We start from the raw sequence: 14,051 nt of genomic DNA, 5'->3' as shown, positions 1-14,051 counted from the left end.
AGTACAGCACGTACCCGGCCGGGCCGTATCAACGTTCCGTTCGTGCGAGGTGTCGTGTGATCACAACGCCGGCGGCGCCCGGACGACGCGGTAGTCCCCGTCGTGGACGCTGATGAGCGCCCACTCGTACTCCGGGTCCGCGTCGGCGAGACGCCGGTTGAACTCGCTCGCGGTCTCGCGGTCGGCGACGAAACAGCGCAGTTCGCCCGCGGCCGCCTCCGTCTCCACCTCCCGCGCCTCGCTCACGCGCACGACCTTCCAGTCGCGCTCGGCTCTCAGCTCGTGGCCCTCGTCCGAGACGGTGTAGCCGAGGTCCGCGAAGATCGATCGGGCCTGTTCGATGGGTGAAGTGGTAACAGTACCCATTCATCGAACCGTTCGGCGGCGTCGCTAATAAATCTAGTCCCACAGGGGTGTCACTCGTGGGCGGCGTCCCACTCGGTGGGTTTTCTGAGGTTCGGACAGCTCGTGCAGACGATGCGGCCCATCGTGTCCATCGCCGTGTCGAGACTCTCGCAGTTGCTACAGAGGTAGCCCCAGCGCTCCGTCCTCTCCGGGCCCTCGAAGACGGCGAAGAAGGGTGCCTCCGACCCGCGTTCGCCCTCGTCACGGGCGACGTAGAGCGTGACCCCGTCCGGTCCGGCGCGTTCGTCCATACCCACCGTTCGCGCGAGGGTGACTTCAGCCGTTCGTCCGAACCCGTACCCGCCGGTCTCCGGAAGAACGCGGTCGAACGAGGATCGATCGTCGTCCGGTGACCGTCGACGGCGACCCCCTCTCACCCTTGGAGAGCTACACCCTCGCGACGACCGACTCTCTCTCACACCGACGACGAGTTCCCGACGCTCACCGCGGATCACCGACGCCCGCGCGGTGCGGTGCAGTCAGGCACTCGCGAGGGACGCGCGAACGCACGGCATCGACCGGGAGTTCGAGGGATGGTGGGGACCGGGGACGGCTGATCGGGATCCGACTGGAGTCGCTCCCTGTTCGGTGTTCACACCGCCCGTATCGATGTCACAATGGAAAGGTTGACGCCGCTCGATGTGGGTACATAAAACGGATGACGCGTGTCGTGGTTCCGGTCCGGTACCCCCTCTCCGAGCACTCGAAGCGGACGCTCTCGAAGGCGATCTCGGTCGCCGACGACCACGACGCGGAGCTGACGGTGCTGCACGTGAACCTCTATCAGAACGGCGGGGAGATCAGCCGTCTCGACCTGAAGCGGGCGGTCGAATCGGAGTTCGGCACCGTCGAGCGCGCCCGGTACGTCGTCCGCTCGGGTTTTCTCGTCGAGGAGACGATCCTCGACGAGGTCGCCGGCGAGCGGGCCGACATCGTCGTCGTCGGACACAAACAGGCGGGGCGATGGCGGCGGGCGATCCGTCGGTTGACGAACAACCCCGACATCGAGGGCTTTCTCAAGGAGCGTCTCGACTGTACGGTGATCACCGTCGGACTCTAACTCCCTCGAGACGGCCGCTCGATCAGGCGGCCCGGTCGTCACCCGCGGGCGAGACCCCTAGATCGGCCGGCCGTTCCCCCTCCCCTTCGACGGCGACCCGTGCCTGCCCGCTCGTCTCGTCGAAGACGACGTGCTGGTGGGGGTACGGGAACTGGACGTCGATCTCCTCCTCGTCGAACGCGTCCCAGATCTTCTGGTTGATCCGCGAGCGGATCCCCGGCATGTAGTACGGGTTCTTCACCCAGTAGCGCATCCGCAGGTGGACGCCGTGGTCGCCGTACTCCTGGACGTAACAGACCGGTGCGGCCGGATATCTCGCGTTCCCGATCCGGATCGGCGGCCCCCCGGAGATCACGTCGCCGACCGCCCGCGCCGAGCGGATCATCACCGTCCGCGCCCGCGCGACGTCGCCCTCGTAGTTCACCACGAGGTCGAAGGTGACCCGCGTGCGCTGGTCCTCCGCCGAGAAGTTGATCACGTCGCGCTCTCGGATCGTGGAGTTCGGGATCACGAGAAAGGTGTTGTCCATCGTGAACACCTTGGTGTAACGGATCGTGATGTCCTCGACGAAGCCGCGCTGGCCGGTTTCGACGATCTCGACCATGTCGCCGATCTCGTAGGGCCGATCCGCGAGGACGAACAGCCCGTTGATGACGTTGCTCACGATCGGCGCGAGGATGATACCGATCACCGCGGAGATGACGGTCACCGAGAGGACGATGTCCCGGGGATCGACGCCGATGTTCGCGACCGGGATGGCGATCGCGAGGAAGAAGAGGACGACCGTCAGGCGGATCAGCCAGAGGACGGTCCGGGTGACGCTCTCGCGACGAAACCGCTGGGCGACCGGCCGTCCGAGCAGCCGGACGACGAGCTTCGCGACCGACCAGCCGATCGCGAGCACGATCAGCGCGAGAAGGATGTTGCCCACGTTCGTCTCCTCGAACAGGAACTCCCAGACGGAAGCGAGCGCTGGCACCGCCTCGACCGGCATGGCGGTTCGTCTTCGTGCGTCCGGATAGCTGTGCCGGTCCGGGGCTGCTCACCGGGAGTGAACCGATAAGCCGTCGGTCGTGGTAGGGTCGGTATGGTCGACAGCCGCGATCCGCAGTTCAGCATCACACACGACTACGAACCGGCGGAGACGCTCGTCGTCGGGCTCTCCGGCGTCGGCCTCGCGGGGCTCACCGCGGTCGACTACCTGGTGGACCACCTCGGTATGAGCGAGACCGGATCGCTCAGCGCCGAGGGACTGCCAGCGATCACCCCGTTCACCGCGGGCACGCCCAGACACCACACCCGGATCTACTCGCACGACGACGTCCCGGTCGACGTCCTCGTGGGTGAGCTCTTCGTCCCGGTGTGGGCGGCGAACGCCTTCGCCCGGTCGATCCTCGAGTGGACCGAGGCCCACGGCACGGAGGAGGTCGTGCTCCTGATGGGGATCCCGCTCGCCCACGGCCCCGACGACCACAAGACGTTCTACGTCGCGACCGAGGACTACCAGGAACACCGGCTGTTCGGGACCGAGGTCCCCGCGATGGGGACGGGCTTTCTCGACGGGGTGAACGCGAGCCTCGTCGGCCAGGGTATGGACTCCGACCTCGGCGTCTGCGTGCTGGTCACACCCGTCCACGCCCGCACGCCGGACGCCGACGCAGCGCTCAGGCTGGTGAGCACGCTGGAGTCGATCTACGGGATCGACGTCGACGTCGCCCCCCTCGAGGAGTTCGCGGGCGAGATCCAACAGCACTACGCTCAGCTCTCCGAACGCCTCCAGCAGGCCGCGGTGAGCGACGTCCCCGAGGACCGGATGTACATGTAACGCGTCCTGCACACTACAGAATGTAATCGGTAGAGGTCGTCACGATCCCTGGCCGCGAGAGCGTTCGTACGGTCACGGTCGACACCATCTCCTTCCGTCCAGCTGGTCTCTGCTGAATGACTTTCGGCCTCCGTAGTACGAAATCGTACGGTGTTACGAAATCGCCCCGATACTACCTATGAGCGAAAGTATGGACGACGGGGAGATAGCCCGCGTCTCCAAGAAGGGCCAGGCCACTATCCCGAAGGAGCTTCGAGAGCGGTTCGGAATCGCCACTCCTGGGCGCGTACTCATCGATGAAGAGGACGAGAGGATCGTCGTCGAACCGCTCCCCTCGGTGGAGGAGATCCGAGGAATCCACGATGGACGGTACGAGCGAGGCGAGCTCTCAGTGTAGCTTCAACCGTGAACGTGCGAGTACATCATCCTACGACCAATCTACCAATTCCAACTCATTTTTCTGAAGCCGTGCGAGATACACAGCGCGTATTCAGCATCATCTTTGCCTCGATGCATTCACAAAAACGGTGGAATATACACGTCAAGTTCGTTGTGTTCAGAGATCGCCTACAAAGAACTGCTCATATTACTACACAAAAAGTCATTATGGTTGACAGCGTACATAGTATAGTGGCCTTGAACGAGCCATGTGAGAGAAATGTCAATTCAACAAACCCGCGGGATCCCAGAAACCGCTGAGGTGAAAACTGGAACGACAGCTGATAAACAAGAAGGGATTGATACCATCGTCTTAGCATTTAGTTCGGACCCGTTTGTACGGTGGATCTACCCCAACCCACACGACTACCTCCACCATTTCTCCGAGTTAGTCAGGGTCTTCGCTGACAAGGCGTTTGACCACGAGACCGCCTATTACACGGGAAATTTCGCAGCAGCGGCGCTCTGGATCCGCCAGGAGTTCAACCGGACGAGGACGCGTTTGTCGAACTGATACAGAATACTGTATCAGAGGAGCGTCAAGAGCACCTGTGGTTAGTACTCGAACAACTTGAGAGCTATCATCCCACTGAACCGTACTGGTACTTACCAGTCATCGGCGCAGATCCCACCCACCAGCGCAAAGGCTCTGGATCCGCACTGATGCAACACGCACTCGCTAGATGTGATCAAGAAGGGGCTCTCGCGTATCTCGAATCAAGTAATCCCGAGAACATCTCACTCTATGCACGGCATGGATTTGAAATACTTGGCATGATACAGGTGGGGACGATGCCACCTATCATTCCTATGCTGCGCAAACCCCAGACGTGAAGATCACATATACGTCTGATTGATAACCGACGCCTGTTGCGATGGATATGATCTCTAAGCCTTGCACGACAATTCTGTCAGGAGTTAGGATGATCTGGTTGTCCATGACCCGATGAACTTGCAAGAGTGAAGTTGAAGCTACACTTAGAGCGCCTGCGAGAGATGAAAGAGGAGGACAGAGAACTCGAACGAGAGGGAAAGAGGCGATCCGATTCGCGTCGATGACGGACGGTTTCGACACTGATCCGCTCATCGCGTACCTCTACGACGAGCCCGGTGCAGCGACCGTGGGAGAGCGCTTACGCGCGGTCGAAGTCTGCAACGATGACAGCTCGCTCCGTTCGATCTACGGGGTCCGGTCGCGAACGTCGACGATAGCGAGGTCCCGGGAGGATCGAGTTCCGAAACCGGGTGCTACTCGGAAGTCGATACATAGTTTACCCGCGAGGGTGGATGGGGGACATGGTCGACGACGATCTCCGCCTGACGATGGAACGTGTGGGAGATCGGTTCAACCTCGGCGAGTACGAGATCGACGCGTATCTCACGGTCCTAGAGCACGGCCAGCTCACCGCGAGCGAGATCGCCGACCGAACCGACATCCCACAGCCCCGGGTCTACGACACCGTCCGGAGCCTCTCGGACCGTGGGCTCGTCGAACTCCGCGAGTCCCGGCCGATGCAGATCATCGCGATCGACCCGGACGAGGCGTTCGCGAACGTCCAGCAGTCGTTCGACGAGATGCTCTCGGAGCTCGAAGCCCGCTACACCGCCCCCGCACGCGCGACCGAGGCCGTCTCGCTGGTCAAGTCCCGCTCGACGATCCTCAGACACTTAGCGGAAGTGATCGAGGCAGCCGAGTACGAACTCGCGCTCTCGCTCACGCCCGACCTCCTAGAGCGGTTCGAGGAGGAGCTCAGGGGAGCGGTCAAACGCGGCGTGAGCGTCGAACTGCTCCTGACACCTGCCTCCGAGGTCCCCTCCACCGAGGAGTTCGACTACGCCACCGTCGCGACGGTCACGAAGGCCCGCAGGGGGATCACCACGCCGATCATCGCCGTCGCCGACGGGGTCTACTCCGTCTACGCCACCCAGGACGCCCTGCGCGACGACCAGGACCGCTACGGCGTGATCTTCAACCGCTCGGCGCTCGGCTTCCTCGTCTCCGGTTTCTATGGGACCGTCCTCTGGACCACTGCCGAGACGATCGCGAGCGACGGCGAGGGGCGTCCCTTCCCCCGGCGGTACGCCTCGATACGGCGCTGCGTGAAGGACGTCACCGAGCTGGGTGGGGAGTTCTACGCAACCGTCGAGGGCAGGGACGTCGTCACCGGCGAGTCCCGCGTCGCCCGCGGGCAGATCACGAACACCTCCTTCGAGCCGACGGAGGAGATCGCCTCGCTCTCGATCGAGACCGATCACGGCGTCGTCGACGTCGGCGGCCGCGTCGCCGCCCTGGAGGACTTAGAGGCCCACGAGATCGTGATCGACCGGGACGGCCCCCCCGCGCTGTAGCTTGCCCCACGGACCGATACCGGCCAGAAACGACGCCACGATCAGCGCCAGAACTCGGGCACCGTCGCGTCGATCTGGTGGCCGTCGTAGAGGGCGCTGTCGGAGACGAGCGTCCGGCGGTCGCCGTCCATCGACAGCGGGCCCAAAACGTTCGTAAGTAGCACCTCCTCGTCATCGACCCGGTGGAGTTCGTACCAGCGGTCACCGTCGACGCTCGCGAGGACGACCGACTCCCGCGCGTTGGGGTGCATCGGCGAGTAGCCGAACGGGATGATACAGAGTTCCCGGCCGTCGGCCTCGCGGACGTGCCACCGTCGGCGGGCGTACATCCGCATCCCGATCCCGTCGGGGTCGGGTCCGTCCTCGATCCGGACGTGCGGGCGGACGAGCTCCTCCGTGCTTGCTGGCGCGTCGTCGGGCTCCTCGCGTGCCCACCGGACGATCCCCTCCGGAGAGCTGTCGGTGCCGAAGACGACGCAGTCCTCGAAGGCGGCGACCTGTGTCGGCTGGAGGTCGAGGTTCGCGTCGTCGGTGATGCGGTCCCAGGAGCCCCCCATGTCGTCGCTCCAGTAGATGTTGGAGTTGCCCCCGTCGCCGACGGTGACCCAGATCCGCTCGGCGTACGGGTCGTACTCGACGTCGTGAACGTGGAGGTTCGGGGCGTTCTTCGTGTGGAGCTCCGCTTCGAGGATCCGCTCGAACGACCCGCCGCCGTCGGTCGAGAGGACCACCTCGTTCGCGTGGTTCCCGCCCTCGAAGTCCGACTGACCGTACGCCCCCAGGACGATCACGTCACCGTAGACGACGTGACCGAAGCTGCCCGTCAGGCGGCCGTACTCGAAGTGGTAGACTGTGGTCGACCCCTCGAGGTCCTCGTCGAGCAGCTCGATCCGTCCGGAGGCCTTGTGACCCAGCCCCCGACCGCCGACCCCGGCGATGATGCGTCCGTTCTCGGGCACCAGCACGTTCTGGACGATGTTGTCGTTGTACTCGCCTACGTCGCCCGCGAACGAGTAGATCGTCTCCGTGCTCTCCCACCAGTCTTCGCTCCTGAGGACGCGGGGACCGCTCCGTCCGTACATCACCCCGTCCCCGTCGACCCAGAAGACGTGGCCGTTCTCCCGCTCGTCGTGGACCTCTAACTGGTAGTCCGTGATCGGCCGGCCGTCGTGCGGTTCGAGTTCCTCCTCCTCCTCGTCGTCTTCGTCCCCATCGTCGTCGTGTCGGTCGACGTGGTCGTCGGCGCCGTCACCCGGTGCCACGGGGTCGTCCCCATCGTCGGACCCCCCCGTCCCCCCGGTCGGATTGTCGACGACACACCCCGCAAGCGCGACACACGGACACGCCATCGCGCCCGACAGCGCGACGAACCGTCTTCGATCCATACCAGACATATCGTCTAGAACTAATAATATTTTACGACTGTACTCTTTTCTTACTAGTCCGGCCGACCGCTCCGCGACGGTACCCCGAGCTCCGACCGTAGACCGACGATCGGAGTTCCGGTGGGCTCCGACGAGTGACAACGCTTTTTCGGTCCAGCGCTGTCGAGGGAACCGGATGAGCGACATGGAGTACACCGATCTGGGCGAGACCGGCCTCGAGGTGTCACGGCTCTGTCTCGGCTGTATGAACTTCGGGAGCGACGCCGAGTGGATGATGGACGACGAGGAGGCCAGCGTCGACCTGATCCGGGAGGCGATCGACGAGGGGGTGAACTTCCTCGACACCGCGGACGTCTACTCGCGGGGAGAGAGCGAGGAGATCGTCGGCCGGGCGATCGAGGGCTACGACCGCTCGGAACTCGTGATCGCGACGAAGGTGTTCGGCCGGATGCACGAGGGACCGAACGGGCAGGGGCTCTCGCGAAAGCGCATCGTCCAGGGCTGTCGGGAGAGCCTCGACCGTCTCGGCCTCGACTACGTCGACCTCTATCAGATCCACCGCTTCGACCATGGAACGCCGATCGAGGAGACGCTCGACGCGCTCGACACGCTCGTTGACGAGGGGCTCGTCAGGTACGTCGGTGCGAGTACGATGGCCGCCTGGCGCTTCTCGAAGATGCTGTACGAGGCGGATCTCGGGGGATATCGCCCGTTCGTCTCGATGCAGCCGGAGTACAACCTCGTCGACCGCCACGAGGAGGAGAACGTCCTCCCGCTCTGTGCGGAGGAGGGGATCGGCGTGATCCCCTGGTCGCCGCTCGCGGGCGGCTTCCTCACCGGGAAGTACGACCGCGAGGAGGAGCCGGCGGGCGACGTCCGCGCGACGGGCGACGAGCACACCCGCGCGCGGTTCACCGACGAGAACTGGGCGGTGCTGGAGGAGGTAGAGAGACTCGCCGAGGAGAAAGGGACGACGCCGGTCGCGATCAGCCTCGCGTGGCTGCTGTCGAAGGAGGTCGTCGACGCGCCGATCATCGGGCCGCGCTCGTCCAAACAACTAGAGGGGAACCTCGAGGCGCTCTCGGTCTCGCTCGACGACAGGGAGGTCGAACGGCTGGAGGCGCCGAAGGAGCCGGTCTGGTCGCGGGCGATCGGCGACGTCTGAGAACCTTTTATCCCGTTTCGGCGAGCACCCACGGGGGTGAACGCAGAGGAGCTTCGGGGCGTCCTGGAGGAGGCGGGGCTCTCGCCCTACCAGGCCGACGCCTACGTGACGCTGCTCGATCTGGGGTCGGCCTCGGCGACCGAGGTGGCCGACGCGAGCGAGGTGCCGGATCCGCGGATCTACGACGTACTCCGCGCGCTCGAAGCCGAGGGGTTCGTCGAGACCTACCAGGAGGGGAGCCTCCACGCCCGGGCGAGCGATCCCGAGGTCGTCGTGAGCGACCTCGTCGGGCGGGCGCGTCGGCTCGAGGCGGCGACCGAGGAGATCGAATCCCGGTGGAGCGAGCCACCGAAAGAGGCCCCTCGCGTGGGGATCGTGGGACGGTTCGACACGCTCTTCGAGCGGGCGCGCTCGGCGATCGGCGAGGCGAGGTATCGAGTCCAGCTCTCGGTCTCGCCGGAGGAGTTCCACACGCTCAGGGAGGACCTGGTGGCGGCGGTCGACCGCGGCGTCGACGTGCGTCTCTCGATCCACACCCGATCCCCGGAGGGGACGGCGCTCCCCTCGACGGAGGAACTCGCCGGCGCGTGTACCGAGGCGCGTCACCGGCCGCTGCCGACGCCGTTCGTCGTACTCGTCGATCGGTCGCGGAGCTTCTTCGACCCACACCCCGACTCGACGAACCAGTACGGTGTGCTCGTCGACGACCGCACACACGCCTACGTCTTCCACTGGTTCTTCGCGACCTGCCTCTGGGAGGTCTGGGAGCCGATCCACTCGAGCCGCCCGACGGAGCCGCCGGTCGCCTACGTCGACGTGCGCGAGTGTCTCCGGGCGATCGAGCCCGCGGTCGAGGACGGCAGGGAGGTCTCGGTCTCGGTCTCCGGCTTCGAGACGGCGACGGGAGAGGCGTGTGAACTCTCCGGACGGGTCGTCGACGTGGAGTACAGCGCGACGACCGGGGGGTCCGAAGAGCCCTCGATCGCGCGCTACGCCGGCCGCGCGACGCTCGTCGTCGACACCGGGAACGAGCGCGTGGCGGTCGGCGGCTGGGGTGCGACGATCGAGGACGTCGAGGCGACGCGGGTCGTCGTCGAGGGGGTCGAGTGATGGTGGAGAAAACCCCGGGGTACGTCGGTGAAAACCGCTGTCTCCCCTGTACGGCGGTGAACCTCGCGCTCGTCGCGGTGGCCGCGCTCGCGCTCGCGAGACGCTCTCGCGTCGGGGCGCTCTCGGTGGGGCTCCTGGGCACGGCGCTCGTCTGGACGCGGGGCTACATCGTCCCGTACACCCCCCGCTTCGCCCCGTGGCTCGTCTCGTTCCTCCCGGTCGACCCGTTCCACCGGGAGAGCGGGCCCGGATCGATCGGAGCTCTCGATGACGCCGACGGCGAGGCGGTGCTCGCCGCGCTCGCCGAGGCGGGCGTCGTCCGGCTGGGGGAGGACCGGGTCACCCTCGATCCGGCGTTCGAGGAACACTGGGTGGCGGAGATGGGGGCGCTCCGCTCGCTGTCCGATCGCGCACTCGCGGACGAACTCGCCGGCGACCTCGACGGCGTAGACGGGGTGGAGGTGCTCTCGGTGGCCGGGGACGTCCGGTTCGCGCTCGGGGAGCGAGGGCTCCCCGGCACGTTCGTCTCCCGGCCGGTGGCGATCGCCGAACTCGCGGCGATACGGACGCTCGGACGGGTCGCCCCCACGATCGAGGAGAGCACCCGGGCGGCGGCCACCCGCCCGCTCCGCGGGTTCTTAGAGCGTTGTCCGGCGTGTGAGTGCTCGCTCTCCGAGCGGCCGGTGACGGGCTGTTGTGGTGGTCGGGACCCCCGGAGCCTCCCCGAGGCCGAGGTGGTCTGTCCGGCGTGTGACCGTCGGCTGTTCGTCGTCGACGCGTAATTTACAACACCGATAGTACACATGTTCATAACTATTAAGTAGGTATCACCCATCTCTCCGCGAGTATATGGCACAGGGGAGCACGATCGAGGGCAGACGACGGGGCCTCTCCCGCCGACAGTTCGTCAAGGCGGCGTCGGCCGGTGGTGCGACGGCCGGCGTCGCGAGCGTTGCCGGCTGTCTCGGGGAGGCCCGTGAACAGGGCACGGTGGTCATCTCGGGCGACAGCGACTTCGAGGGGCTGATGCACGCCGAGGAGGGCGAGACCGGTCTCGTCGACGTCCTCTACGAGGTGGGTCTCGACGAGGACATCGACGTGGTGGTCCGCCCAGGACCGGACGACACCGGATCGCGGCGCCAGCAGTACCAGTCGGCGCTGCAGGCCGGCCGATCGCCGCCGGACGTCTTCATGATGGACAGCGGCTGGGCGCTCCTGTTCATCCTCAGGGAGCAGTCGCTCGCGCTCGACGACCTGCTGCCGAGCGGGGCGCTCGACCGGGTCGAGAACGACTACCTCGACGCGGCGGTCGAGACCGCCCGCCACCCCGAGACGGGGGAGCTCCACGCGCTGCCGCTCTTTCCGGACTTCGGGACGATGCAGTACAGACGCGACCTGGTCGAGGACGCGGGCTACGACACCGACGACTGGGCGACCGAACCGATCTCCTGGCAGGAGTTCGCCGAGGTGACCGCCGACACGATGGAGCAGAACCCCACCGTGGACTTCGGCTTCACCACCCAGGCGGCCGCCTACGAGGGGCTCTCGTGCTGTACGTTCAACGAGACGATGTCGAGCTGGGGCGGGGCGTACTTCGGTGACCACGAGAACCTCTTCGAGGCCGGCGGGCGGGAGCCGACGGTCGACGAGGAGCCGGTGCTCGACGCGATCCGGATGATGCGTGCGTTCATGCACGGCGAGGACGACGAACACGCGCTCGACGGCTACCCCCAGATCGCCCCCACCTCGATCGTCCAGTGGTCCGAGGAGGAGGCGCGTGGCCCGTTCGCGAACGGGAACTCGATCATGCACCGGAACTGGCCGTACTCCATCGCGATCAGCGGGGTCGAAGAGGAGATGGGCGAGAACCTGGGTGTGATGCCGATCCCGTACGGCGTCACCGAGGACGGGGCGGAGTACGAGGGGACCGGCGGGACGGCGTCCGCGCTCGGCGGCTGGCACCTAGTCGCCAACCCGAACAGCGACCGGATCGACGAGGTCGTCCAGGTGATGGAGGCGTTCGCCACCGACGAGGTGATGCTCCACATGTTCGAGGTACAGGGGTGGCTCCCGCCGGACCTCGGGATGCTCGAGGACGTCACCGTCGAGGAGGCGGGGCCGGTCGCACGCTACACGGACGCGATACAGGTGATCGGCGACAACGCCGTCCCCCGACCGGTGACGGACCTCTGGCCGGAGCAGGCGGCGCTCATCTTCGGCGAGGTGCACAACGCCTACCGGGGCGAGAAGAGCCCCGAGGGGGCGATGGGAGACCTCAAAGAACGCCTCGAACGCAGCGAACGCGACGTGGAGGACCAGTGATGGAACACACAGATCGGAGGCGACGGTAGATGGCGGCCGAACGCGAGCGCGGCGCGCTCGCGCCGGTCGTCGACTGGATGGAGAACCTGAGCGAGGCGGCGTACGCCTACCTGCTGCTGGCGCCGGCGTTCGCGCTGCTCGCGCTGATCGCGTTCTACCCGCTGATCGCGACGTTCTGGATGTCGCTGCTCGACGACCAGACCCGCGGTGCCGAACCGCTCGGCGAGTTCGTCGGCTTGGAGAACTACGTGAACATCCTCACCGGCGACGCACGCCTGGCGAGGCAGTTCCTCGACGTCGGCTTCACGGGCGGCTTCCCGTTCGTCGAACTCGGGACGCCCTTCTTCCAGCAGGCGCTGTTCGTCACGCTGGCGTTCGCGCTGTTGAACGTGCTCTTTACGACGATCATCGGCTTCGGCCAAGCGCTCGTGCTCGACCAAGAGTTCCGCGGCCGACGCTGGGTCCGGGTCGCGATCATCCTCCCGTGGGCGGTGCCGATCGTCATCCAGGGGATGCTCTTCTTCCTGCTGTTCCAGCCGACCGTCGGCTTCATGAGCGACCTGATGCAGTGGCTGGGTCTGTTCGGGGCTGACCCGCTCGCGAGCAGCCGGGACAGCTTCTTCATCATCCTGATCGCCGACGTCTGGAAGACCGCGGCGTTCATGGCGCTTCTGATCCTCGCGGGCCTCCAGAGCGTCGACAGGAGCCTCTACGACGTCGCGCGCGTCTCGGGGGCCTCTCGCTGGCAGCAGTTCAAGATGATTACCTTCCCGCTGGTGCTCCCCGCGCTGCTCGTCGCGATGCTGTTCCGCACGATGGACGCGATGCGGGTCTACGGCCTGATCGAGTCCACCTCCGGCTGTACGATCGTCCCCTCGCTGACCTGCATGGTCGTCGAGGCGATGTTCGGCGGCACCCGCATCTTCGGGACCGCCGCGGCGGTGGCGTTCATCACCGCCGTGGTGATCGGACTGTTCGCCTCCGTCTACATCTTCAAGTTCCGTGACAGCGAAGGAGGGTTCTACTGATGGCCGCAGAGACGGAGACGGCGGCCGAGGAGACCCGACAGGAGGAGCCAGAACTCGACCGCGGGCCGTTAGAGCGGTGGGTCTCGGGAGCGATCTCGAACCCCGAGCGGACCTATCGGTCGATGTTCTACGTCGTCACCGTCTTCTTCCTCGTGACGACGCTCTTCCCGTTCTACTGGCTGCTGATGGTCGCGCTGACGCCCGAGGGGCGGCTCGCCGAAGGCGTGGGGCTGTTGCCGAACGGCTTCAACCCCGCCGCGTTCGTCGAGGTGTTCACGGTGCTCCCGTTCCACCGCTACATGTTCAACAGCTTCGTGATCGCGGGCGCCTCGACGGTCGTCGTCCTGCTCGTCGGCTCGCTCGCGGGCTACGTCTTCGGACGGCTCAGGTTCCCCGGGAAGGGACCGCTGATGCTGCTGGTGCTGGTCGTCTCCTTCTTCCCACCGGCGGCCTTCTTCATCCCGCTGAACGACCTGTTCAACACGAACCTCGCTATCCTCGAACCGCTCTTGCAGGACGGCAGCCTCTACAACACGCCGTACGCGATCATCGTCCCGATCAGCGCGCTCTACATGCCGCTCGCGATCTTCATCCTCACGACGTTCTACGCACAGATCCCCGATGGGCTGGAGGACGCCGCCAGGGTGGAGGGGACGACCCGCCTCGGCGCGCTCTTCCGCGTGATCATCCCGCTGTCGGCACCCGGCGTGGCAACGGCGGGCGTGCTCACGTTCATCGCGGCGTACAACGAGTTCTTCTTCTCGTTCCTGATGACCGACGGTCAGCCCGACACCTGGGGGCCGCTGGTCTGGGGGATCCTCGGCTACCAGGGACAGTACGAGATACTGTTCAACCTGATGGCCGCAGCGAGTATCATCGGCGTCCTGCCGGTCGCGATACTGGTGGTCGTCGCCCAGGAGAAGATCGTCAGCGGGCTCACCGCGGGAGCACTCAAGGAGTAAGA

15 protein-coding genes are annotated in these 14,051 nt (G+C 65.7%); 11 read left to right on the top strand and 4 right to left on the bottom strand.

Annotation, left to right across the window (positions count from 1 at the left end; genetic code table 11):
• Positions 1-60: 60 nt before the first annotated feature.
• On the bottom strand, positions 61-366 hold the full coding sequence (locus tag V2L32_RS16065; protein ID WP_331233521.1) for a DUF7116 family protein: 306 nt from the start codon (positions 364-366) through the stop codon (positions 61-63).
• 50 nt (positions 367-416) lie between these two features.
• On the bottom strand, positions 417-656 hold the full coding sequence (locus tag V2L32_RS16060) for a DUF5816 domain-containing protein (RefSeq protein WP_331233520.1): 240 nt from the start codon (positions 654-656) through the stop codon (positions 417-419).
• 407 nt (positions 657-1,063) lie between these two features.
• On the opposite strand from V2L32_RS16060, the gene V2L32_RS16055 reads away from it, so the two are divergent.
• A complete protein-coding gene (locus V2L32_RS16055) occupies positions 1,064-1,465 on the top strand; it encodes a universal stress protein (protein ID WP_331233519.1) in 402 nt (133 codons plus the stop codon).
• Between the two features lie 22 nt (positions 1,466-1,487).
• Here the strand turns inward: V2L32_RS16055 and V2L32_RS16050 are convergent, their stop codons facing one another.
• The gene (locus V2L32_RS16050) at positions 1,488-2,459 is read right to left on the bottom strand and encodes a mechanosensitive ion channel family protein (protein ID WP_331233518.1); all 972 of its coding nucleotides are present in this window, start codon (positions 2,457-2,459) and stop codon (positions 1,488-1,490) included.
• 93 nt (positions 2,460-2,552) lie between these two features.
• Between V2L32_RS16050 and V2L32_RS16045 the strand changes: the two genes are divergently transcribed.
• The 4 genes from V2L32_RS16045 (at position 2,553) to trmB (ending at position 6,077) form a co-directional block, all read left to right on the top strand.
• Complete coding sequence (locus V2L32_RS16045) at positions 2,553-3,290, top strand: proteasome assembly chaperone family protein (RefSeq protein ID WP_331233517.1); 738 nt, start codon at positions 2,553-2,555, stop codon at positions 3,288-3,290.
• A gap of 190 nt (positions 3,291-3,480) precedes the next feature.
• Complete coding sequence (locus tag V2L32_RS16040; RefSeq protein ID WP_331233516.1) at positions 3,481-3,687, top strand: AbrB/MazE/SpoVT family DNA-binding domain-containing protein; 207 nt, start codon at positions 3,481-3,483, stop codon at positions 3,685-3,687.
• A gap of 506 nt (positions 3,688-4,193) precedes the next feature.
• Positions 4,194-4,562 carry a GNAT family N-acetyltransferase gene (locus V2L32_RS21155; protein ID WP_409348450.1) on the top strand — a complete coding sequence of 123 codons (369 nt, stop codon included), beginning with the start codon at positions 4,194-4,196 and terminating at the stop codon, positions 4,560-4,562.
• Between the two features lie 462 nt (positions 4,563-5,024).
• Positions 5,025-6,077, top strand: a complete 1,053-nt coding sequence (gene trmB, locus V2L32_RS16035) for an HTH-type sugar sensing transcriptional regulator TrmB (RefSeq protein WP_331233515.1) — start codon at positions 5,025-5,027, stop codon at positions 6,075-6,077.
• A 41-nt stretch (positions 6,078-6,118) separates the two neighbouring features.
• Here trmB and V2L32_RS16030 read toward each other — a convergent pair whose 3' ends face one another.
• On the bottom strand, positions 6,119-7,462 hold the full coding sequence (locus V2L32_RS16030; protein WP_331233514.1) for a beta propeller repeat protein: 1,344 nt from the start codon (positions 7,460-7,462) through the stop codon (positions 6,119-6,121).
• 175 nt (positions 7,463-7,637) lie between these two features.
• Between V2L32_RS16030 and V2L32_RS16025 the strand changes: the two genes are divergently transcribed.
• The 6 genes from V2L32_RS16025 (at position 7,638) to V2L32_RS16000 (ending at position 14,049) form a co-directional block, all read left to right on the top strand.
• Entirely contained in the window at positions 7,638-8,627 is a 990-nt protein-coding gene (locus V2L32_RS16025) for an aldo/keto reductase (RefSeq protein WP_331233513.1), read from the top strand.
• A gap of 36 nt (positions 8,628-8,663) precedes the next feature.
• The gene (locus V2L32_RS16020; protein WP_331233512.1) at positions 8,664-9,737 is read left to right on the top strand and encodes a TrmB family transcriptional regulator; all 1,074 of its coding nucleotides are present in this window, start codon (positions 8,664-8,666) and stop codon (positions 9,735-9,737) included.
• Complete coding sequence (locus tag V2L32_RS16015) at positions 9,737-10,519, top strand: hypothetical protein (protein ID WP_331233511.1); 783 nt, start codon at positions 9,737-9,739, stop codon at positions 10,517-10,519. Before V2L32_RS16020 ends, V2L32_RS16015 begins: the two co-directional genes overlap by 1 nt.
• Positions 10,520-10,586: 67 nt before the next feature.
• Positions 10,587-12,059, top strand: coding sequence for an extracellular solute-binding protein (locus V2L32_RS16010; protein WP_331233509.1), 1,473 nt, complete (start codon positions 10,587-10,589; stop codon positions 12,057-12,059).
• Positions 12,060-12,088: 29 nt separating this feature from the next.
• A complete protein-coding gene (locus V2L32_RS16005; RefSeq protein WP_331233508.1) occupies positions 12,089-13,087 on the top strand; it encodes a carbohydrate ABC transporter permease in 999 nt (332 codons plus the stop codon).
• Positions 13,087-14,049, top strand: coding sequence for a carbohydrate ABC transporter permease (locus V2L32_RS16000; protein ID WP_331233507.1), 963 nt, complete (start codon positions 13,087-13,089; stop codon positions 14,047-14,049). Before V2L32_RS16005 ends, V2L32_RS16000 begins: the two co-directional genes overlap by 1 nt.
• Positions 14,050-14,051: the final 2 nt, after the last annotated feature.

It is taken from the genome of Halalkalicoccus sp. CGA53 (genome assembly GCF_036429475.1).
Lineage (GTDB): Archaea > Halobacteriota > Halobacteria > Halobacteriales > Halalkalicoccaceae > Natronorarus > Natronorarus salvus.
Note: the sequence above shows the minus strand (reverse complement) of the source record. Positions and strands in the feature narration are given on the sequence as shown.

What these genes read in the sequence shown, in the direction of transcription:
- V2L32_RS16030 (WP_331233514.1), bottom strand. Translation starts at nt 7,462, where the DNA reads ATGGATCGAAGACGGTTCGTCGCGCTGTCGGGCGCGATGGCGTGTCCG.
- V2L32_RS16010 (WP_331233509.1), top strand. Translation starts at nt 10,587, where the DNA reads ATGGCACAGGGGAGCACGATCGAGGGCAGACGACGGGGCCTCTCCCGC.
- V2L32_RS16000 (WP_331233507.1), top strand. Translation starts at nt 13,087, where the DNA reads ATGGCCGCAGAGACGGAGACGGCGGCCGAGGAGACCCGACAGGAGGAG.
- V2L32_RS16055 (WP_331233519.1), top strand. Translation starts at nt 1,064, where the DNA reads ATGACGCGTGTCGTGGTTCCGGTCCGGTACCCCCTCTCCGAGCACTCG.
- V2L32_RS16050 (WP_331233518.1), bottom strand. Translation starts at nt 2,459, where the DNA reads ATGCCGGTCGAGGCGGTGCCAGCGCTCGCTTCCGTCTGGGAGTTCCTG.
- V2L32_RS16040 (WP_331233516.1), top strand. Translation starts at nt 3,481, where the DNA reads ATGGACGACGGGGAGATAGCCCGCGTCTCCAAGAAGGGCCAGGCCACT.
- trmB (WP_331233515.1), top strand. Translation starts at nt 5,025, where the DNA reads ATGGTCGACGACGATCTCCGCCTGACGATGGAACGTGTGGGAGATCGG.
- V2L32_RS16060 (WP_331233520.1), bottom strand. Translation starts at nt 656, where the DNA reads ATGGACGAACGCGCCGGACCGGACGGGGTCACGCTCTACGTCGCCCGT.
- V2L32_RS16045 (WP_331233517.1), top strand. Translation starts at nt 2,553, where the DNA reads ATGGTCGACAGCCGCGATCCGCAGTTCAGCATCACACACGACTACGAA.
- V2L32_RS16005 (WP_331233508.1), top strand. Translation starts at nt 12,089, where the DNA reads ATGGCGGCCGAACGCGAGCGCGGCGCGCTCGCGCCGGTCGTCGACTGG.
- V2L32_RS16065 (WP_331233521.1), bottom strand. Translation starts at nt 366, where the DNA reads ATGGGTACTGTTACCACTTCACCCATCGAACAGGCCCGATCGATCTTC.
- V2L32_RS16015 (WP_331233511.1), top strand. Translation starts at nt 9,737, where the DNA reads ATGGTGGAGAAAACCCCGGGGTACGTCGGTGAAAACCGCTGTCTCCCC.
- V2L32_RS16025 (WP_331233513.1), top strand. Translation starts at nt 7,638, where the DNA reads ATGAGCGACATGGAGTACACCGATCTGGGCGAGACCGGCCTCGAGGTG.